The 21,576-nt window shown below is 49.1% G+C and carries 18 protein-coding genes; 12 read left to right on the top strand and 6 right to left on the bottom strand.

The features are described 5' to 3' along the window. Positions 1–198: 198 nt before the first annotated feature. The 4 genes from OOT00_RS10310 (at position 199) to OOT00_RS10300 (ending at position 6,240) form a co-directional block, all read left to right on the top strand. Positions 199–3,312, top strand: a complete 3,114-nt coding sequence (locus OOT00_RS10310) for an InlB B-repeat-containing protein (protein WP_265425297.1) — start codon at positions 199–201, stop codon at positions 3,310–3,312. Between the two features lie 114 nt (positions 3,313–3,426). Beyond that, a complete protein-coding gene (locus tag OOT00_RS16465) occupies positions 3,427–3,729 on the top strand; it encodes a hypothetical protein (protein WP_368407593.1) in 303 nt (100 codons plus the stop codon). Then, the gene (locus tag OOT00_RS16250; RefSeq protein WP_368407592.1) at positions 3,612–3,893 is read left to right on the top strand and encodes an ATP-binding cassette domain-containing protein; all 282 of its coding nucleotides are present in this window, start codon (positions 3,612–3,614) and stop codon (positions 3,891–3,893) included. The genes OOT00_RS16465 and OOT00_RS16250 overlap by 118 nt, the downstream gene beginning before the upstream one ends. A 112-nt stretch (positions 3,894–4,005) precedes the next feature. After that, positions 4,006–6,240, top strand: coding sequence for a SulP family inorganic anion transporter (locus OOT00_RS10300; RefSeq protein ID WP_265425296.1), 2,235 nt, complete (start codon positions 4,006–4,008; stop codon positions 6,238–6,240). Positions 6,241–6,266: 26 nt separating this feature from the next. Here the strand turns inward: OOT00_RS10300 and OOT00_RS10295 are convergent, their stop codons facing one another. After that, a complete protein-coding gene (locus OOT00_RS10295) occupies positions 6,267–9,236 on the bottom strand; it encodes a DUF748 domain-containing protein (protein WP_438266397.1) in 2,970 nt (989 codons plus the stop codon). A 416-nt stretch (positions 9,237–9,652) separates the two neighbouring features. Between OOT00_RS10295 and OOT00_RS10290 the strand changes: the two genes are divergently transcribed. The 6 genes from OOT00_RS10290 (at position 9,653) to OOT00_RS10270 (ending at position 14,528) form a co-directional block, all read left to right on the top strand. Continuing rightward, positions 9,653–10,069 carry an integrase core domain-containing protein gene (locus OOT00_RS10290; RefSeq protein WP_265425294.1) on the top strand — a complete coding sequence of 139 codons (417 nt, stop codon included), beginning with the start codon at positions 9,653–9,655 and terminating at the stop codon, positions 10,067–10,069. 431 nt (positions 10,070–10,500) lie between these two features. Further along, positions 10,501–11,343 (top strand): MBL fold metallo-hydrolase, encoded by an 843-nt coding sequence (locus tag OOT00_RS10285; protein WP_265425293.1) that lies wholly within the window; start codon positions 10,501–10,503, stop codon positions 11,341–11,343. A gap of 132 nt (positions 11,344–11,475) precedes the next feature. Next, positions 11,476–11,688, top strand: a complete 213-nt coding sequence (locus tag OOT00_RS16460; protein ID WP_368407591.1) for a DUF1330 domain-containing protein — start codon at positions 11,476–11,478, stop codon at positions 11,686–11,688. Positions 11,689–11,732: 44 nt separating this feature from the next. Next, positions 11,733–12,380, top strand: a complete 648-nt coding sequence (locus tag OOT00_RS10280; protein ID WP_265425292.1) for a LysE family translocator — start codon at positions 11,733–11,735, stop codon at positions 12,378–12,380. A gap of 118 nt (positions 12,381–12,498) precedes the next feature. Further along, entirely contained in the window at positions 12,499–13,245 is a 747-nt protein-coding gene (locus tag OOT00_RS10275) for an SAM-dependent methyltransferase (RefSeq protein WP_265425291.1), read from the top strand. Between the two features lie 485 nt (positions 13,246–13,730). Continuing rightward, a complete protein-coding gene (locus tag OOT00_RS10270) occupies positions 13,731–14,528 on the top strand; it encodes an alpha/beta fold hydrolase (RefSeq protein WP_265425290.1) in 798 nt (265 codons plus the stop codon). 72 nt (positions 14,529–14,600) lie between these two features. On the opposite strand, the gene OOT00_RS10265 is transcribed toward OOT00_RS10270, so the two are convergent. The 5 genes from OOT00_RS10265 to OOT00_RS10245 all read right to left on the bottom strand — a co-directional run bounded on the left by OOT00_RS10265 (position 14,601) and on the right by OOT00_RS10245 (position 19,110). Next, positions 14,601–15,194: a nicotinamidase gene (locus tag OOT00_RS10265; protein WP_265425289.1), complete on the bottom strand. Its 594-nt coding sequence runs from the start codon at positions 15,192–15,194 to the stop codon at positions 14,601–14,603. Next, positions 15,194–16,624 (bottom strand): nicotinate phosphoribosyltransferase, encoded by a 1,431-nt coding sequence (locus tag OOT00_RS10260; protein ID WP_265425288.1) that lies wholly within the window; start codon positions 16,622–16,624, stop codon positions 15,194–15,196. Before OOT00_RS10260 ends, OOT00_RS10265 begins: the two co-directional genes overlap by 1 nt. Positions 16,625–16,800: 176 nt before the next feature. Continuing rightward, on the bottom strand, positions 16,801–17,589 hold the full coding sequence (locus OOT00_RS10255) for an alpha/beta fold hydrolase (protein ID WP_265425287.1): 789 nt from the start codon (positions 17,587–17,589) through the stop codon (positions 16,801–16,803). A gap of 98 nt (positions 17,590–17,687) precedes the next feature. Next, positions 17,688–18,056, bottom strand: a complete 369-nt coding sequence (locus OOT00_RS10250; protein WP_265425286.1) for a NifB/NifX family molybdenum-iron cluster-binding protein — start codon at positions 18,054–18,056, stop codon at positions 17,688–17,690. Positions 18,057–18,429: 373 nt separating this feature from the next. Beyond that, a complete protein-coding gene (locus tag OOT00_RS10245) occupies positions 18,430–19,110 on the bottom strand; it encodes a GAF domain-containing protein (RefSeq protein WP_303649946.1) in 681 nt (226 codons plus the stop codon). Between the two features lie 364 nt (positions 19,111–19,474). Here OOT00_RS10245 and OOT00_RS10240 point away from each other — a divergent pair, with 364 nt between their 5' ends. After that, on the top strand, positions 19,475–20,047 hold the full coding sequence (locus tag OOT00_RS10240) for a xanthine phosphoribosyltransferase (protein WP_265425285.1): 573 nt from the start codon (positions 19,475–19,477) through the stop codon (positions 20,045–20,047). A gap of 27 nt (positions 20,048–20,074) precedes the next feature. Further along, positions 20,075–21,559, top strand: coding sequence for a hypothetical protein (locus OOT00_RS10235; RefSeq protein WP_265425284.1), 1,485 nt, complete (start codon positions 20,075–20,077; stop codon positions 21,557–21,559). Positions 21,560–21,576: the final 17 nt, after the last annotated feature.

Here is a 21,576-nt window from a genome sequence, read left to right as displayed (position 1 = left end):
GGTGAAGTGTATCTTTTAATCGGCCCATATTATTTTCCTTTATAATTAGAACCCTATTGGTTTTGTGGTGGTTTTAACCCTTTCAGAGAGTGTGGGATTTCTCTGGTTATATCTGAAATTCATAATCGTAATTTATGGTTTTATGGGTCCCCAGGGTGGCCCTTTCCATATCGCTTTTTTTAAAGCCAGGAAAAAAAAATGAAAATAGTTAAAAACTGTATTTCCATGGTCATCATCCTGTGTCTTTTGGCTATTTTTCTGAATCGCAAAGCAGAAGCTTTTGACGGCACTGGTGAAAATCCTGTGACCATGGGAGAAAAACTCATTAAGGCCCACGATGCCCTGCTGGGTCGTGTAACGGAAACATTCTACAGAAACGACAAATATGTGTTCGATAATCAAGGAAAATTCCATGTTGACTGCTCATATTGGGTTGGAAAAATTCTGGAGAGGCTGGATACTTCCACCCCTGATCCGGAACGTCCCTCGCCCTATTTCAATGATTTTCCCAAAAGCAGTCGCACGGGAGCCCCTGTAAGGCCCCGGGCAAAGGATTACTATGATCGTATCATAGCTATCCGTGACGGTGCAGAAAGCCGATACTGGAGTTCGGTTGGGCATATCCGGGATGCCCTTCCGGGTGATCTTATTGCCTATAAAGATACGGATGGCGATGTCACCGGAAATACGGGTCATGTCATGATTATTTACTCAACACCCAGGAGAATCTCTGATGACAGCTATGAGGTGTATATTGCCGATGCCACCTCATCGCCCCATGGCAGTGATACGCGTAACAGAGAGGGGGACTATGCTGCGATTTTTAACTATCGGGCACTGCCGAATTCCAAAGGCAGGCCAAGCGGTGTCGGTATCGGGAAAATGGTTTTTTCCACCCCTGTCGGGGGAGTACACACGTACCGCTGGCGAGGTAACACTCCGGGCAGTTCTCCCACGAAGGCCGGTAGGGATGGAATTCTTGCCATCGGAAGACCCATTGAAACCTTTACCGTAAGTACCGTATCCGGTTTCACGGATGCCATACGGCCTGCCAGCAGTCCTGTTATTCAGGGCAATACCACGTCTTTTACCCTGTTTCCACCTTCGGGGTATATTATTGATCAGGTAAGGGGCTGCAATGGTGTTCTTCTCGGAACTACCTACACCACAGGGCCGGTAAGGGCAGACTGCACTGTGGAGGCTGCTTTCAGGCCGCAGGTCCATACCGTGGATGCCCGATCCGGTGCAGGCGGAAAAATTCAGCCCGACACCCGCAGTGTGGAGCACGGGCAGACCGCAAGCTTTGCTGTTTCTGCGAACAGCGGTTACGCGATTGAGAGTGTTGGTGGCTGCAATGGTAGCCTTTCCGGCAATACCTATGCCACGGGCCCCATCAGCCAAGACTGCACGGTCGTTGCAGTCTTTAAAGCCTTACCCGTCCAGACCTATACATTGCGTTACCAAGCCGGAGCCAATGGTACGATTTTCGGTCCTGATATGCAAACCGTCAGGGAGGGAGGGCAGGGTAATTTTGTAACAGCCCTTGCCGACAGCGGCTATATTTTTGTGGGCTGGAGTGATGGCTCAAAGGAAAATCCCCGCCGAGACCTCAATGTAAAAGCCAGTATCAGCGTCAGTGCAAGCTTTGCTCTTTCTTCATTTTCAATAATGGATAAGGATGGGAATCCTGCGCAAACCATCCGGGCAGACCTTGGTGACAGAGTTGCTTTCTCCATATCCGGAGGGGTTGCTCCGGAAATTTTGCAGATTCGCCTTAATGGATCGGTCTTGTCACAGGATGGCATATTCAGGCAAACTTCTATCGGAAGGTATGAGCTGGATATATTGAAAACCGGGTTGTACAGGATAGAGGTTCAGGATCTTTCCAGAAAGGACATGCTGGATATTTTTGTGTATCCAAGGGTCGGCTTTGTTTCCAAAGCCCAGACGGCGGGTGCCGGTGGGGCTGTTTCCGTACGTATTTTCATGGACGGCAGGGCTCCCAGCTATCCTGTCCGGGTTCCCTTTGAAACGGAAGGAGCCGCGTGGATACTCCCTGAGAATCTGAGAAAGGGGGAAATTGTTTTTGATGAACCCCAGCAGGAACAGGACGCAACGCAGATCGCAGCCCTTGTTTTTGAGGCACCCGGCGAGGTCTCTTCTGTTCTGGATGTGGATTTTGTGCTTGGAGATCCTGTCCATGCGCAAAAAAGCATATCATTAAGGCATGCCCTTACCTTTACCCCCAACCCCCAGCCGCCCCTCATCCGCCTTTCTCTGCTTCAGCCGGATGTGTCCATGCCCGTTACAGCCCTTGTGCAGGGACAGGGACCAGGAAAAATCAGTTCTCATGTGGTTCGCAATGGCCTGTCAGACGAATTTATCTACGAATGGACCTTTTTGGGGGCTGATGGACGCCTTTTTCATGATTCTGGGGATGGCTCGGAATGGATTCTGGACCCAACCGTTTTTCCGCCGGGTCTTTATGACGTAAGCCTCCGTGTATCCAATGCCTCCCTTGGTATTGCGTCCCATGCAGGGATACGTTTCAGGATACTGGATGTCTGCCCTGACCCCGGTGCTCCTGGAGATGGCTGCGGTCTTCTGGATTTTTCTGAAAACAGGATACCCGATTATCTCGACCCGGAGCATGCCTATCCCCACCGGGTGCGCCTTGCCGCTGATGCAAATCTCCATGCGGAAACGGTTCCGGGGCTGCGTATCCGGCCGGGAGCCGTGGCCTCTGCCGCAGGAAAACAGGGGATTCAGATAGCCATGGAGGATATTGTCCTTTATGGAGGACCTTCAGGAAGCCCAGCCCTTTATCCCGAAGACCGGGGCATGCAACACCATGGTCCGGTCTTCGATTTTGAGATCACAGATTTCAGTAGTGCAGGGCAAAGTGCTTTTATGATCATCCCCTTATCCAGGGATAATCGAATTCAAAAGGGCAGTATCTTAAGAATATATGATGTGCAGAACGGATGGCAAACATTTGTTGAAGACAGCAGGAACCGGATACGGTCAGCGCCTGTGACAGCAGCGGGGCTATGTCCGGCTCCTGCTGCTGACCTGTACAGTGATGGACTTGTTGAAGGGAACTCCTGTCTTTTCTTGGAAATTGAAGATGGAGGTCCTAACGACGCAGACAGATCCATGAATGGGGCCGTTGGATTTTCATGGGGGCTGGCCGTAGCTCTTTCGCCTTCTCCTCTACCTTCCGATAATACAGGAAAAACTCCGTCTCCAGTAACGGAGAAAGGGGGGTCGGGAGGCTGTATGGTTGGGGTGTTGCTTTCGGTTTCTCATTGAACTCGACCACAAACACGACCACAGAACACCGACTTCGTCCTTAAGGATCGTGCCCTTGCCTGGTCGGATCGCGAAGCTTTCATCCGCTGGACACGGCTTTTCAAAGGGCCGGATGTGGCGAAACCTTACCTTGCAGAAACCCAAGACCTGAGCGCATCGGATCAATACAGGCTCAATGAGCTGACAGGCCTTTACCGAAGCCGTCTTTATGATATTTCATGGTTCAACGGAAAAGCGGCCATAACGCAAAAAAAAAACACCGTTGCCGGGAACTCATGGATCACTTCGCGCTTCAAGGGCTGGTATCTCCCTGTCCCCATGAAATCTCCGGCAACGAGAAACAGCGGGTGGCACTGGCCCGCGCCCTGCTGCGAAAACGAAAGCTCCTGCTTCTGGACGAGTTTTTTTCCGCCCTGAACAGGGCGGCTACGCTTAGTATATCCAGGTTTCTGATGGAAATCCGGGGGTGTTTTCCCCTTCCCTCCTCCATACCATACACAAAAATCCTGCCCCATTTCCAGACTCCCCCTGCTGCTCAGGTCTTTTTCCAATATTTTTCGCCTCAAACAACTGAAGCATAATATTGATCCTCCTTTCATGCATATGCCTGAAAAACAAGTAATTGACACGGCTCAGGGGTTGAGTGTAACGTTGCCAGTTACTTACAATAACAATCAAAATCGGAATACAACCTTGCCGAATTCTCCCTTACCCTCTCTTTTTCAGGAGCTGATCACAGATCTGTCTTCATCAAAGGCTTTTCCCGGCCTGAGTGCAGGTCTTATTATAGGTCTCATGGGCCTGATTATTCAGGTTTCATTTGCAGCCATGATCTTTGCAGGCCCGCTGCAGATACACGCCCAGCGGGCCATGGGACTTACCCTGACGGGTGCCGTTCTTCTGCTTGGTATCACAACACTTTTCGGTGGATTCAGATCCAGCATCAACTTCCCTCAGGATGCGCCAACGGCCATTTACGCAGGTGCCGCAGCAGGCATGGCCGCTTCCATGGTAATGACGGACCCGGATACGGTTTTTATCACCATAGTAGCCGGACTGATGCTCTCCAGTCTGGCTACGGGCCTTGTCTTTATTCTGGCCGCAAAGCTGCGCTTTGCCGAACTCCTGCGCTTCATGCCCTATCCGGTTGTGGCAGGTTTTCTGGCAGGCACCGGATGGCTTCTCACCCATGGCAGCCTGGAAGTCATGACCGGTATTTCCATAACAAAGGATTCATTGCATTTTCTATTGGACAAAGAAAACATTATACTCTGGGTGCCGGGTACCTTGTATGCTTTTCTTCTCTTTTTCTGCATGAAGCGCTGGTCCCATTTCATGATCCTTCCGGGGTCCATGCTGGTGGTACTTTTTCTTTATCACGCATTTTTACCCATATCCGGTATCCATATGGATATGGCCAGAGAAAAAGGCCTTTTTTTTGCTGACTTTTCCACCACAAGCCTCTGGCCGGCCTTCAGTTACACAGACATCTACAAGGTTGACTGGTCTGCCATTGCAGGGCAAATGCCCACCCTTGCCATTATTCCTTTCATTGCCATGATCGGTCTTCTGCTTAACTCCAATGGGATTGAACTGGCTTCCCGGCAGGACCTGGATATCAACCGGGAACTGGTGGTCAACGGCAGCGGTAATATACTGGCAGCCTTTGCCGGTGCTCCTGCTGGTTACAATTCCATCAGCCTTTCCATGCTGGGTTTTAAAACCGGAGCATACACCCGCCTTGTCGGCATCACTGCGGCCCTTCTGCTGACATGCGCTCTCTTTTTTGGGGGACAGATTCTTTCCGTCTTTCCCAAAGGTCTTTTAGGCGGGTTTCTTCTGCTACTGGGAATTTCCTTTATTTCTGATTTTATTGTGGATACACGCAGCCGCATGCCCCTTGCAGACTATAGCGTTATCCTTTTCGTCTTTGCCATTATAGGGATCTTTGGATATCTGGAAGGTGTTCTCTTCGGCCTTCTTGCAAGCCTTGTACTTTTTGTAGTCCGCTTCAGCCGCATCCCTGCTCTGGCGCAATCCCAAAGCCTTGAAAAAGAACAAAGTACAAAACAAAGGTCTTTACCCCACAGACGTATGCTGATCCAAAACGGACACAGAGTGCAGATCTTTCATCTTACAGGATACCTTTTTTTCGGTTCCGTCAGTACGCTGACCACTGCCATAATGAAAAAAACAGAAAATCAGGATACCCGTTTTGTTCTCATCAGTTTTGAAGGGGTAACAGGTTTTGATATTTCTGCCATCAACAGTTTTTTACGGCTTTTCCAAAAAATCGACGGTTCCGGAATTGCAGTACTTTTTTCCGGAGTATCTCCCCGTTTCAAAGAACTGATCCTCCATGGTACAGACAACAAAACAGAAAAAAATAGTAAGTTTTTTGAAAATAGAAACAAGGCACTGGAATGGAGTGAAGACAGAATTCTCGAAGAGATTGAAATGAATGCCAACCTGAACAACCTTTACGGGGACAGTATAAAAGAATCCCTTTTTGATGCCGTTGCCGACGATCTGCTTGCCCACCTTGCCCGTCAGGAAAAGGTGGAAGCATTAATGGAAAAAATGAATCCTTTTATGGACCATAAAAAATTTGAAGCCCGGTCAGTCATATTCAGATCCGGGTACCCGGTGAAATCCATGGTTTTTGTCAAAGAAGGACTGATCAGGGAATATGAAGTCACAGCAGAAGGGAAACACACGGCGCTGCGGGCACTGGAACCCGGCACCTTCTTTGCCGAGTTCGCAGCCTATGATTCATGGATCAGTCCGCTCTCCTATGTGGCGGAAACCGATGCGCATCTGTCCTTTTTAACTTCCACAGCCCTCCGCAGAATGGAATCCAGCGATCCGCAGACAGCCCTTCATGTGCATCGTATGATAATTGATGAGCTCTCACGTCAGACCCACTGAAACCTGCATGATAATTCTGTAAAGCCCTACTGCAGCCCCAGCTCCACCCGACCGGCCCTTACGAAATCATCGCCTGTTTTCAGGGGTTGGGAAGATTCCCTGAAAAAAACCCGCTGCGCGTCAATTCTCTCGTCATCAAGGATATAGGCTCTGACGGCACCGGCCCTTTCCATGGCAAGGCGGTAAAGATCAGCCGTCCGGATATCCCACCCCTCCAGCAAAACCTCTTCCATTTCTTCAACGGACAGCTCCGCATCTTTACTGGCTTCGGGACTTTCATCCCCTCGGGCAGCCATGGCATCCTGATACAGTATCTTCAGATAATCATGTCTTGTTTCAGCATTCATATCACCTTTATCAGAAATCACACCCTCTGCGGATGCACGCATCCGGATTCTTCTCTCCAGATTCTGTTTCGCCAGGGCACGGGTATCATTTTTTTCATCTGCGTATCCTAAAATCTCCATCCTCAGGCCCGGTCTTTCATAAAGAAGGGTCCGGATGGACAGAAGTTTGCCATGGGCTGTCTCATCCAGATCCGCAGTTCCGGGTTCAAATTCAATGAACTGCATTTCCTCGCCACCGCCCACCAGAGATGCCACCAGAGAAAACGGTGAAGCTGCCGCCCGCACAATGAGATTCTGAAGGGTTCTCAGTACAAGCTTTCCCCAGGCAAATTCCGGATCATCGGTTCTCCCTGAGACGGGCAGGTCAATTTCTATTTTGCCATGCCTGTCCTTGAGAAGGGAGATGGCAAGTCCCACAGGCAGGTTCATGGCGTCGGGACCTGGCACCCTTCTGCCAAGGGTGAACTGATCTAAAAGAAGATGATTATCTGCTGTAATCCTTTGATTTTCTATATGATATTTCACATCAAGATGTAACTTGCCCTTCTCAATGGCCCTTCCTATAAATTTTCCCGTATACGGAGAAAAGGGCACCATCTCCAGATTGCCAAGGCTGAAATCCAGATTCACAAAAAGATTTTCACTCAAAGGATTCATGGAGCCGGTAATTTTCAAAGGAGCATACCCGTCAATCAGCCCCTTCGCATGAACATCCGCAGCCCTGAAATCCTCGGAGGTCAGGCCCGCAATGCGAAGATTCCCAAGGTTCAGACGGGTATCGTAATGGGGCAGTACACGGCGGTCTGTAAAACGGAAATCTGAATCATCCATTACAAAGGCACCGATGCGGAGAAAAACAGGGCCGCCTGATTCATCGGCTTTTTCTTTTTTTACGGCAGCGTCTTCCTCCTGTTCCTCCCTGATGAAAATATTATCAAGGTTCATGCCACCGTCTTCCAGCACTGCAAGGCTGGCATACATACCTTTGAAGGCGATTTCATCCACATCCACACGCAATGGATGCATATCCACCCGGATACCCTGAACAGTCAAAGCATCCCAGCCCAGAAAAGAATTTCCTTCCAGAGCATCCTCAGAGCTAAAGGCAAGTATTGCCGTATCAGACTCAAGGGAAAGGGAAAAACCACTGTTTTCCTCCATGGCAAAGGCAATACTGGCTCCGGCAGAAGCCATTCCGTCACGGATCACCAGCTGGATATTCTCAGGCAGATAAGGCTGCAGCCAGATAAGGGCAAAATCCGACAAAACAAGATCGCTTGCAAGGGAAAGGGGAGTCAGCTGCACCTCTCCTTTTATGGCAAGCTGGGCCGACCCATTCAGACCTGCACTGAAATCAAAAACAGAAGCATGGTCAGGAACCGTGGTAAAAGGAGATATCTCAAGTTGCAGGGGATAAATATCCGTTAGCACAGAAAACTGGGTGGGGTTACTGCCTCCGGCCTGCACTGCAAAATCCATGAATTGCAGTCTGCCATCATCCAGAATAAAGTTGTCCACCTCCACCCAAAAGCCACTTTCATCACTGATTTCCTTATTTTTTTCATCTTCTGCAACCATCTTTTCCGAAATGGATGTATCAGCTGCATCAACCGGAGCCGGTATCAGATCATTCAGGCTGATGCTGCCATCTTCCCTGCGCTGAACAAAAAGACCGGGGGACTGAATCAAAAGCGTATCAATGTGCAGACGGTTTTCGAGAACTGGAGATGGGTTAAGACTCAACTCCAGCCGGGGCAGCATAAAAATATCTTCACCTGCCTTATCCATCACATGTATATCCGAAAGAATCAGATCCCCCTGCACCTCCACTACCGGGTTTTCCTCCATACGAAAGGACACTTGGCCCGTAAGATCCAGAGTGCCTTTTTCAAGCATAAAACTCACCTGATCCTCTGGAAGATATGACGCATACATGGGAAGGGACAGACCGGACACTCCAAGTTCCACAAACGTTTCCATGGTGTCTTTAAAGGGCTTTGTCCACACATTAACAAAGATCTGGGCGCCATCCAGAGCAAAGCGTAGGGCAGGCTCTGAAAAAATATCCCTGTGGTGCTCTGTATTGGAAATCAGGGGCAAGTGCCAGTTAATGGGATCAAATCGATGCGTCTTGTCCGCAGGAAGATCTCTGTATTCAATACGTCCATCCACAATTCGAATATCCTGCACGGTAAAGTGAAAGGAGCTGGGTGGGTATTCAGAACCTGTTTTGTCAACTTCTGCATCCGCCGGTGCAGCACTTTGAATGCCCGCAAGAATATCTGAAAAATTAAATGTCATATCCGAAAAACGAGTCAGATAAATTTCGGGTTTATCCAGTTCCACAGCCTTTAAAATCAGGCCACGCTGAATCAAAGAAAGAATTTCCGCATTAACATAAAAACGATCAAAAGAAACAAAGGAGTCTCTCCCGTCTTTTTCCCTGATCTCAAATTTCCGCACCGTTACAGAAAGGGTAAAAGGATTCACACGGATCTGCTCAATGCTCACGATCCGGCCCAGAAAATGAGACAATCTGTCCGGCACCATGTGCGTCAACACCATGGAAAGTCCAAAAAAAACACCCGGAAACCACAAAACCATACATGATGCTGTAACAATTAAAGAATTTCTGATTATCCGCTTCATTCACCCGACCTCCATCAGAAATATAAACATATGACATTACAATTGTAGTCTCGCAAAAAATCCACAAACGCCATTTTTCAGGGCTACACAGGCTGATCTTGTTATTACTGAAAATCTGAAGCAAGAAATTTTACGAGTCCATCAAAGAGTTATTAAAAAGTTCATTTCCCACTCGACGCAGATAAAAATATCTGATCGGTGTGATCATATCTGAAACAGCGGATGCTTTATCGAGAGGGTTTCGGTCTTATTCGTATCTGTTAAAAAATCCAGCATACAAACCATTGCTGCAAGGGTTCATGAGAATGAGTGCATGTTCTTAGCTCAAAACTTGTGTGAGCTGTATGCTTCACGGTATCCGTCCTGACAGTCTGGTTTTGCATGCAAATAATGCTGGTCCTGTGAAAGGAGCTACCATGCTGGCCACATTGCAGAAACCCGGTAAGGTTCCATCTTTTTCAAGGCCGGGTGTGAGCATGTATAATTCCTACCCAGAAACCCTTTTCAGAACCATAAAATATCGTCCTGTCTATCCTTTCAAGCCGTTTTTTTCTTTACCGCAGGCCCATGAGTGGGTGGATGAATTTGTGGTCTGGTATAATACAAAGAACCTTCGCGGCCGTATTCTTTTTGTGACACCGGATGGCCGGCACTATGGCAGGCATCTGGATATTCTCAAGAAACGTCATGAGGTCTATCAGAAAGCCAGGACTGTCCGAACGGAAAGACGGACTTCCGATACAAGAAACTGGCAGCCTGAGCTTACGGTGATACGTACTCCCGGCAAAAAGCAAAACCATATCATGAAAAAGTCTTACCTGGAGGCGGCTTAAAAAAATCACGCTTCCGGTGACATGGATTCTGATGCCTACTGAAGGTTCCGGGCTACAGGTTTCTTTCGCTCTGTTAAGAGCGGCTATCGTTTCGGGTTCGAACCCTTTTTCTTCTTTATGCCGGTGGCTGAATGCGTTGGCAAAACTGCCTGACTGCCGAGCACCGGCAACAATTGGCGTCCGATACTTTCCATTCACCCCAAGCTGTACCCCTTAAAAAAAGAAAAAACTGTAACTGTTTTTTTCCCACCATAGGCGTAGGGTACAAAATATGAAAACGGGAATACAGGATATCATGTCGAGTAGATTTTGATCTTTGCAGTATTTTGATAGCTGGCGTGCTACGCACCGACCATCTTTCGCCTTCAGAAGATCCCCCCGATCCCGTACCCCAATATATGCAAAACAGATAACGAAAAAAGGTTAGCCTCATGAAACTTACGGGGAAGATACATCTGCTGCGACTGGATTTTCAGATAAGCCTGAATCCAAATGAAAAAATCGATAGATTTGTAAACTGTATCATCATTTTTGGGAAAAAAATAACCCTGATAGATACGGGTACAAAAAGCAGCTTACTCAAAATATTCAACTATATTAAAGAAAACGGCAGGGATATTTCGGATATCGGAACAGTAATTTTATCCCATTCACATCCAGATCACATAGGATCTGCCGCTCAGATTAAAAATACGACCCGATGCCAAATTCTGGCGCACGAAAGTGAAAAGAACTGGATCGAGAATATTGAAATCCAAAATAAAGAGCGCCCTGTTCCGGGCTTTTACCAACTGGTGGACCAGCCTGTCAAAATCGATGCTTTTTTAGAACATGACTTAGAAATACAAGCAGATGAGAATATCACTATGAAAATCATTCATTCGCCTGGTCATTCCAGAGGTTCCGTAAATATTCTATTCCTTGAGGACAGAATTTTATTCACCGCCGATTCCATCCCTGTAAAAAATGATATTCCTAATTATGACAACTTTCATGATCTTGTGAACTCTTTGGATTGCATAAGAACACGCAGGGACTATGAAATCTTGCTGACTTCCTGGACACCGGCGATTACCAAACCGAAAGACGTCGAAATGTTTCTGGATGAAGGTGAGCGCTATCTGAAAGCATTGGATGAGACTGTAAAAAATGTGTATGCCGGGGAAGAGTCTGAGCCGTTGGATTTTTGCAGAAAGGCAATAGTACAATTAAAATTGCCTGATTTTTATATCAATCCCATTGTTGACAGAGCATTCAAGGGACATCGAATATGAAAAAAGTAGTATTTGTCGTAATACCAAAAAGCACATTTTCCACTCGACGCAGATAAAAATACCTGATCATTGTGATCAGATCTGAAACAGCCGATGCTTTGTCGAATGCATGATAAGTATATCCGATAGCTTGTGAAAATCATCCCAAAAACCAAGGGGGAGTATTTTGTCAGAAACAATAAAATACCGGCTCTTTCCGGAAAAAGACCGGAGCGGTCTGTCATCATTGGTTTTGACTCATTGGAAATAGCCCGGCAATGTTTCTATTCGTCAGAATATGAAACAATACAACACTTAAGGAAGAACAGTGCTACATCGGAAGCTTTATTTATGGAAAATGAGTGAACAGAAAAATCCACATAAACAACGCCCATCAAAGAGTTCCCAACATGCTTCCCACGAAACCTGAAAAGGAGATTGCTTTGTTTGATCCAGAATTTCTTTTAACCTCCCTGATTGTAATCCTGATTCCGGGAACCGGTGTGATCTATACGGTATCGACTGGACTTTTCTTTGGCTGGCGGTCGAGCATTGCCGCCGCAATTGGCTGCACAGCCGGTATTCTTCCGCACCTCACCGCCTGCATCCTCGGGCTATCGGCTATTTTGCATATGAGCTCCGTTGCCTTTCAGTGCGTCAAATTAGCAGGTGTCCTCTATTTGTTCTATCTTGCCTGGTCCATGTGGCATGAAACGGGCGCATTGAAACTCAATCCTAATTCCGTGAAATACGGTTTTTTCAAGATCATGCTCAAGGGATTTTTAGTAAACATCCTCAACCCTAAACTGTCCATATTCTTCCTGGCCTTTCTGCCGCTTTTTGTCTCATCCGGAGAGGCCTCGACCATGCTGATAATGATACGGCTAAGCTTGGTATTCATGGTTATGACGTTGATCACCTTTATTATCTATGGCCTCGTAGCGAATGGTATAAGCAAGCACGTGACTGGTTCACCTGCGTTGGTCCGCTGGCTTCAACGATCATTTGCAGCAACTTTCGCAGCCATTGGAGCCAGGCTGGCTATGGCGGATCAGTAGGCCTGGCCTAACCGTTTTTTGCACCTGTCAGTTATTTCGCTGCCGCTCCACACCGGCAGGTGATAAATGCGTCAGGCGTAACCCCAATCTATTCATATTTTTAAGGAGACTGTCCTCATTGGATATTCCACGGATCTTCAACATCACCGAAAGTGCCCACCGCATCCATAACCCCTTCACATCAGAAAAATTCGCAACTCTTGGCGCGGCGCTGCGTCTGGAACCGGGAGCCCGAATTCTTGACCTCGGCAGCGGTTCCGGCGAGATGCTGTGCACATGGGCGCGCGATTACGGAATTATGGGTACAGGCATCGACATGAGCCCGCTATTTACCGGGCAGGCAACACTACGCGCGGAAGAACTCGGAGTTAGCGATAAGGTCACATTTATCCATGATGATGCTGCAGGCCATGTTTCTGACGACAAGGTCGATGTGGCAGCCTGTGTCGGTGCTAGCTGGATTGGCGGAGGTATTTCCGGCACGCTGGAGCTTTTGACACGCAGCCTGCGCACCGGGGGGATCGTTCTCATCGGCGAGCCCTACTGGCGACAGTTACCGCCAACGGAAGATGTTGCCAGGGGCTGCCTTGCCAACGCCATATCCGACTTTCTTGTGCTTCCGGAACTTCTCGTGTCTTTCAGAGATCTGGGTTACGATGTCGTTGAAATGGTTCTGGCTGATCAGGATGGGTGGGACAGATACGAGGCCGCCAAATGGCTCACCATGCGCCGGTGGCTTGAGACCAGTCCTGAAGACGAACTGGTCCATGAGGTTCGTGCCAAACTGACCTCAGAACCAGAACGCTATGCCACCTACACGCGTGAATATCTGGGCTGGGGTGTATTCGCGCTGATGCCCCGGTAAGCAGGGACTGGCTTCATGAGAGTCTCATCAGCGCTGGATTTTGCGCTTTCGCCTATCAGCCTGAACCGCCATTTCTCACCGGATCTGCGCCCAAAGCCGGTCAGGAGAAAAATTCAACCATGGAACAGATACATTTCTCCCCGTCAGAACACAGGAAGGATGAAAAAATATGAACTATGATACAATCGTCAGAGTGCTTGCACCTTGCGGGTTGAACTGTTCGCAATGCATAAGCTATGTCAACGGTGATATAAAAATAAAGGCCACGGAGCTAAAAAGACTGCTCGGAGCTTTCGACTATTACGCAAAGCGGTTCTCCGGGTCCATGCCGTTTTCGAAAACTACCCTTCCTTTAGGGTGCTGCTAGACCATTTTACACATGCCGGTTGCAAAGGGTGCCGTCAGGGAACGGCCACCTCACCTGAATACAAGCGCTGCTTCGAGGTTGCCCATGCACACAACTCCCAAAGCAAAGGATATCAGCCATGCAAACCATCCAAAAGACACCTTTTGTCTGGTTTCAGGGAAACGCTCCCTTTGACCCGGAAAAACCCACTCTGCTCTTTATTCACGGGGCCGGTCTGGATGGCCGTTTCTGGCAACGGCAGATGGAAGGGCTGACTTCTTCCGTCAACTGCCTTGCCATCACCCTTCCCGGACGAAAGACTTCGCAACTGCCCGCCTGCACTACCGTGGCAGAACAGGCTTCCCACATTACGGCCTTTCTGGATGAGATAAAAATTGAAAAGCCCTTTATCTGTGGCATTTCCATGGGCGGGGCCATTGTGCTGACCCTGCTCACGGATAATTCCACCCGCTTTTCCGGTGGTATCATCATCAATTCCGGGGCCAGACTCCGGGTAAACCCAATGATTTTTGAGATGGTTGAAAAGGATTGTAACCACTTTAAAAATCTCCAGACACAGCTCAGCATTTCTCCATCCACACCCGCCGATACCGTAAAGCCTATTCTGGATGCCGCATCCATTGACAGACCGGAAACTATCCTAAAAGACTTCAGGGCCTGTGACGATTTTGACATCATGGACCGGCTGCACCAGATCACAGCTCCCGTACTCATCCTCACCGCATCCGATGATCAACTCTCTCCGGTAAAATACGGCCAGTATCTCAAAGACCATATTTCCGGCTCCACCCTCATCTGTATTGACAGAGCAGGCCATCTTTCCCCCGTGGAAGCACCCCAGCCCGTTAACCGGGCCATTGCGGACTTTCTTTCTTCCTGCTCAAAACAAAACCGGACTGATCCCACTCCGGAATAAAAACCGGTCCGGCTTATCAACCGCTCTGCCGTTCAGCATTCATGAAAGAAACAGAAAGCCCGCCTTCTTCTCTCAAGTCTCAATGACCAGATTATGGGCCCGGATGAAACGGGCCCCTTCCGCTTTCATAGTTTCCATGGCACGGAGGGAATCTCCAGGTTTCACATTCACACCCGCAACCCCATCCTCCAGTACCGTAACCCGAAAGCCCTGTGCAAGGGCTTCCAGCGCCGTTGCCCGCACACAGTAATCCGTGGCCAGACCTCCTATGACAAGATGATGCACACCTGCCCTGTGCAGAAGCTCTCCCAGAGAATGTCCCTCATCCGTAAAGGCTTCAAATGCAGAATATCCGTCACTGTCCGGATCTTTTCCCTTGGAAACAACCGTAGATCCATGGGGCAGCTCCAGGTCCGGATGGAAGGCTGCCCCCCTGCTTTCCTGCACGCAATGCACCGGCCATGGGCCTCCGAAGATCTCAAAATGTCCGGTTTCCGGAGGATGCCAGTCCCGGCTGACAAAAACAGGCAGACCGGCCTCGGCAAACAGCCGTGCTACCCGGTTGATGGGAGCGATAACCCTGTCACCCCCGGCAACCCCCAGCGCACCGCCGGGGCAGAAATCATTTTGGACATCCACAATCACAAAAGCCATTTTTCCAGACATCAGTACTCCCTTTCCCCTGCGCGGGACCGTATCATGGAACAGCGCAGCTCTTTTAACGATTCGGATATGGATACCTTGTATTTATGGGGATTGATAAAGCGCAGACAGCCTTCCGGAAGCAATGCCATTTCCTTTCTGCAACGACCGGCCATTTCCTGCAGACTTTCTTTCCTGAAAACAGGCTGTCCCTTCCGCATGACCTGTCTGTGGAGATCCACAAGCTCAATCCCTCCCGGCAAATGCCTGTGGTGCAGGGGATTGGTGGGGTCATAAACAAGGCCGGACTCCGGCAGGGCTTCATCGTGCAGACAGATCAGATCCTGCACCCATTCACCTTCCGGGCCCACAGCCCGAAATACCCGTTTCTTACCCGGCAGTGTGGTCTTGGCAATGTCGGCGGTAATTTTCATTCTGGGTTCACCATCCAGCCATACCAGTTTATATACGCCACCCAGTGCTCCTCCTCCTTCTCCCGCCGCCGTACTGAGGCGGGTTCCTGCACCGTACACGTCCACCCGGCCATTTTCCGCACGAATGGAACTGATGACATGCTCATCCAGATCATTGGAGGCAAAAATGGCCACATCCGGCAGCCCGGCCTCATCCAGCATCTGCCGTGCCTTCCGGGAAAGCCAGGCCAGATCTCCCGAATCCAGACGGATTCCCCGTAAAGCCTGTCCCTTTTCCCGCAACTCACGGGCCACGGTTATGGCATTGGGCAGCCCGCTTTTCAAGGTATCGTAGGTATCCACAAGCAGGACTGTGCTGTCCGGAAAGGCTGCTGCATAAGCGCGGAAAGCACTCAGTTCATCGGAAAAGGACTGCACCCAGCTATGGGCATGGGTTCCGTAGACAGGAAGCCCGAAGGTCATACCAGCCAGCAGATTGCTGGTTCCCAGCACACCCCCGATGCAGGCCGCCCTGGATGCGGAAAGCCCGCCATCGGGTCCCTGCGCCCTGCGAAGCCCGAATTCCACAACACTGGCATCCTTAGCTGCATGACAGATCCTTGCCGCCTTTGTTGCCACAAGGGTTTGAAAATTAATGATATTCAGAAGCAGTGTTTCCACCAGCTGTACCTCAGCCAGTTTCCCCTCCACGCTCATCAGGGGTTCATGGGCAAAAACCAGTGAACCCTCCGGCGGCGCAGTGATATCTCCCCGGAAACGGAAATCTTCCAGAAAATGGAGAAAATCGGGTTTAAACAGCTTCAGGCTACGTAACCAGGCTATTTCCTCCGGCAGGAAACGAAGCCCTTCCAGGGCGGTCAGGGCCGGTTCCAGACCGGCAAATACCGCATATCCGCCCCCAAAGGGATGGGTCCGGAAATACAGATCAAACACGGCATGTTTATCCGCCATCTTTTCTTCGAAATAACCCGCAAGCATGGTTAGCTGATATAAATCCGTAAGCAGAGGGGATGTACGCATAATGTTTTCCCTGTCCCTTGACATCGGCCCTGTTCCGGGAGCAGGGTCTGCTGGATAAAGCCTTGATTGCCACGCCCGGAAAGAAACCTGTGGCAAGGGGCTTTCTTACTAAATTATAGGACAGAAGTACCGGGAAAAAAGGGAGGAGAGGATGAAAATGAAACTGTTATAAAAACTTACACATCACTTTTTCCATAAAAAGCCAACAGGACACGGTTGAACTCTTCCGCCCGTTCAACGGGCAGGGCATGGCGGGAATTCCCTATCACCACAAGCCTGGCATGGGGCATGCGCCGAACACAGATTTCCTTATGGGAAAAAGGAATGATATCATTGTCTGCAGAAATGATCAGCGCAGGGCAGCACAACAAATCCAGCCTGTCCTTCACGCTCCACCCTGCAAGGGCATGGAGGCTTTGCTCATAAGCTCGTGAATCATTCTCCGCCCAGCGGCTTACAAAGACACTGCGCAGAGCGGCATGCTCCGGTGAGGGGAAAAAACGTCTGGCCAAAAAAACTCCCACCCTGCGCATGCCCAGTATGCGAACCATGAAAATCCGCTGCCACAACAAAAATTTCTCCTTGAAAGAACGAAAAATAAACTCCGGTGAACTATTAACAATCACCAGAGACCGGACCCGATCTGGCTGATCCAGTGCCAGCTGAAAAGCCACCGCACCCCCCAGTGAAAGGCCCACCACATGGACAGAGGGACAACTCAGGGACTCCAGCAGTCCTGTCATATCCGAAGCAAAAAGACCTATGCTGTATGGCCCGGCGGGCTTACCGGAAAGACCATGCCCACGAAGATCGGGCGTAATAACCTGAAATTTTTCCGCTAATACATCCACCTGCCAGTCCCAGTCACGAGAACTGGATCCCAGCCCATGAATCAGGAGCAAGGGTTCCCCCCTGCCCTTCATCCGGTAATAAAAACGGATTCCGTTTACATGAACAACGGGCATACACTCCCTGACCTGTCCTGCGGGCGAAAATAAAAAACGGCAGTTGCCCCCCTGCCGTTTCTTCAGTCCATACTTTTCACAAGGGACAAAAGACCGGACTATTCTCCATGCTGGCATTCATGTCCATGAATCATGCATCCCATACCCGAATCCATGAGTTTTCCGGCAAGCCATTTGTCCGCAACATCCCTCACCTTGCCCATGCATCCCCTCAGCACTTCAATACCATTGCTTTGCAGCACCCGTACGGCACCATCGCCCATATTCCCGGCCAGCATTATGGTTACTCCCAGCCCTGCCAGTGTTTCGGCTATGTTGGATTTACATCCGCAACCCACGGGTGATGCTACCTTTTCTTCCAGCACAATTTCCCTGTTTTCATTCAGTGTAAAAACCGTAAAGTATTCACAATGGCCAAAATGGCTGTCTATGGTGCTGTCCTCTTTTGTCGGTAAGGCAATTTTCATCTTTCACGTTCACCGCATCCCCGCTCCATGGCAAGGAAGCAACGGCGCCTTTCTTTTCTGCTGGATTGTTCTGTTATTTCAAAAACACCCGTCATTTGCCCTGCTGTTTCAACAACAAGGGACAAAGCCTCTGAGTCTGATCAGGCCGGAAGAAAATTCCGTACTCCCTTCCCAACAAGGCCTTCCGTATCCAACAAAGCCCTTTACTGCAATCCTTTTTTCATACTCATTTACGGCCAAACTGATTCAGCGGAGATACTCCCGTTACAAACAACCACAAAACCTTAGCATACAGATTGCTGCTTCTTTCACTGAAGGGCAGCCTGGCCTTTCCAAAAAAGCTCAGAATTTTCTTGCTTTACCTGTACCGAGGTTACTCCGAATCATCTTTGTCTTCTTCCCCCCACTCCGCTTCTCCGGAACAGACAGGACAGATACCATGGGTCACCGGAACCATATCGGCCACATAACTCTGCAGAGATTGCCATTTCCCATCATCCGTGCGGACAGAACGGCACCATGCACACATCGGAAGGAATTTTTCAAGGGAGTGCAGATCCTGCTGAAGTCTCCTCAGCTCAAGCTGGGAGACCACTGCCTGGCCAAGAACCTGTAAGGCTTCCAGTTGATGGGAAGAAAGCCTGCGCGGCCTTCTGTCGATGACACAGAGGGTGCCCAGGGCAAAACCACCCGGCACACAAAGGGGAGCGCCAGCATAAAATCGAATCAAAGGATCGCCCGTCACCAGTGGGTTACCGCAAAAACGCGGGTCCTGACTTGCATCCTCCACAATCAGCACTTCATCTTTTAAGATTGCATGACTGCAAAATGCCAGATGACGTGCCCACTCAATGACATCCAGCCCTACCCTTGCCTTGAACCACTGCCGCTCTTTGTCCACAAGACTGATGAGGCTGATGGGAGTACCACAGATTACCGCTGCCAGACCTGTCAGTTCATCCAGAGTTTTGTCCGATGCCGTATCCAGTACCCTGTACAATCCCAACATTCTCAGGCGCTCCGTTTCATTTTCAGGAAATGGGGCAACAATCATCAAAGGCTCCTTTAGTACAGAATTATCCTGTTGTCCGGTAACATGAATAGCCATCTGAATCTGTTACGGGAAAACAGATTTTCCATCGACAGGAAAACTGATTATCAATTACAGCAGGGCCTGTTTTCCGTTAAGATTCGGCAAAACAGAAGTTTCTGCCAGCACAACGCCGCTTGTCATGCGCGGAAGCATGCTGTTCTGTCTAAAAAATCAAATATTTCCATTTCAAATGATTGTAATTTTCTACAATATGGTCCATAAGTCTCTGCCAGACCACTGTCACACTGCTTTGCAACGGTAGTTCATATTTTTTTGACCGCAGGGAGATGCGGTCTTTTTTTTATAAATAAAACAGGAGATTGTAGTGAAGCTGCTTACAGATAAAATTATAAAAGAAGGGCGTATCATCGGAGATCATATTCTGAAGGTGGATCATTTTCTCAATCACCAGCTTGATGTACCCCTTTTAAACGCCATCGGTAAAGCCTTTAAAGAAATCTTTCAAAATGAATCTATCACGAAGATCCTGACAGCTGAAGTCTCCGGCATTGCCATTGCAGCCATTACCGCACAGTATTTTGACGTTCCTGTAGTGTTTGCCAAAAAAACGGAATCATTAAATCTGGATAAAGAAACCTATGAGGGTAATGTCTACTCCTATACACGGCAGAGACAATATAAGTTCAGGGTTTCCAAACACTATCTGCCTGCCAGCGACCGGGTTCTTATCATTGATGATTTTCTGGCAAAAGGTGAAGCCATCAGAGGACTCTGTGAAATCGTTGAAAGCGCAGGGGCTACACTGGTGGGAGCCGGAGTGGTCATTGAAAAGCACTTCCAGGGAGGCGGTGATAAGCTCCGCGCACAAGGTCTGAACATTCAGGCCCTTGCAAGCATAGCATCCATGAAAGAAGGCACCATAACATTCTTACACTAAATCTTGATGCACAAACGGGGGGAATGCATGCAGTCGGTACACTATCCACTTTTTAAACGGGAAGATCTGGACGGTTTTTTTGCTCTCTTCCAGAATAACCTGGCAAACTTTGTGATCATTACCATTACCATGCTGGCCATGGGCTATCCGGCATCCATCGTGTATGGCAAAGTAATTCCTGGAATTGCCATTGCCGTGCTGTTCGGCAACCTTTATTATGCCCATATGGCCAAAAAACTGGCACAAAAAGAAGGCCGTACGGATGTTACAGCCCTTGCCTACGGTGTCAGCACACCTGTTATGTTCATTTATCTTTTCGGCGTACTGAAACCTGCCCTGACCATAACCGGCGACCCGGAACTGGCATGGAAAATTGGTCTGGCTGCCTGCTTTCTGGGGGGGGTTATTGAAATTCTCGGAAGCTTTATCGGTAAATGGGTTCACTCCAGACTGCCCAGGGCAGCAATGATGGGAGCACTGGCAGGTGTGGCATTTGCCTTTATCGGTGGCGAACTTTTCTTCCGAACCTATGAAATGCCTGTGGTGGGTCTCATCGTTCTCACCATCATACTGATCGGTCTTATCACCAAAAAACCCATGCCGTTTAAAATACCCGCATCTCTTTTTGCCATTGTCATCGGAACCTTTCTTGCTTACAGCATCGGCAGCTCCAGCCCTGCCCAGATTAAAGAAGGTTTTTCCGCCTTCGGCTTTTACCTGCCTCTGCCCACCTTTGGTGTATTTCACGGGCTTCAGCTTCTTTCATCCGAAATGATGGGACTTCTGGCCATACTCCTGCCCATATCCATCTACAACTTTATCGAAACCATGAATAACGTGGAAGCCATGGCTTCCGCCGGTGATCGCTACAATGTTCAGGAAGCCCAGGCGGCAGACGGTACAGGTACTATTATCGGTACATTCTTCGGGGGCGTATTTCCCACCACCGTATACATTGCCTCCATCGGTTCAAAATGGATGAATGCGGGGAGGGGCTATTCCATTTTAAATGGCTTTGTTTTCCTTTTCGCATCCATGTTTGGCATCATCGCGGCCATGGCATCCATCATTCCGGTACCTGTCATTGCACCCATACTGGTCTTCGTGGGCATTTCCATGATCTCCCAGGCCTTTGATTCCGTGGAAAACAAACATTACCCTGCGGTTGTCATTGCCATGTTCCCCTATTTTGCCAATTACATAATGACCCGTTTCAATATTGCCGCGGGTGAGGTTGTGTCCAACCTTTCCCAGGCCATTGTACCCTTAGGCCAGGGGGCTATGTTCACGGGGCTTGTCTGGGGCTCCATACTCGTCTGTCTGATCGATGAACAGTACAAAAGAGCCTCCGTGTTTGCCATAATTGCCGCTGCCCTGAGTGCCTCCGGTTTTATGCATGCACCACGACTGGCTCTCAATCTGTCCAGTGAATATGCCCTCGGATACGTACTTGTCGCTGTTATGCTGATGGGATTCCATTTCCTGTACGCCAAAAAAAGCCCATCTGCGTAAACTTTTTTAACGGGGGC

This window comes from Desulfobotulus pelophilus, assembly GCF_026155325.1.
GTDB lineage: Bacteria > Desulfobacterota > Desulfobacteria > Desulfobacterales > ASO4-4 > Desulfobotulus > Desulfobotulus pelophilus.
This window is presented reverse-complemented; position numbering and strand designations above follow the sequence as displayed.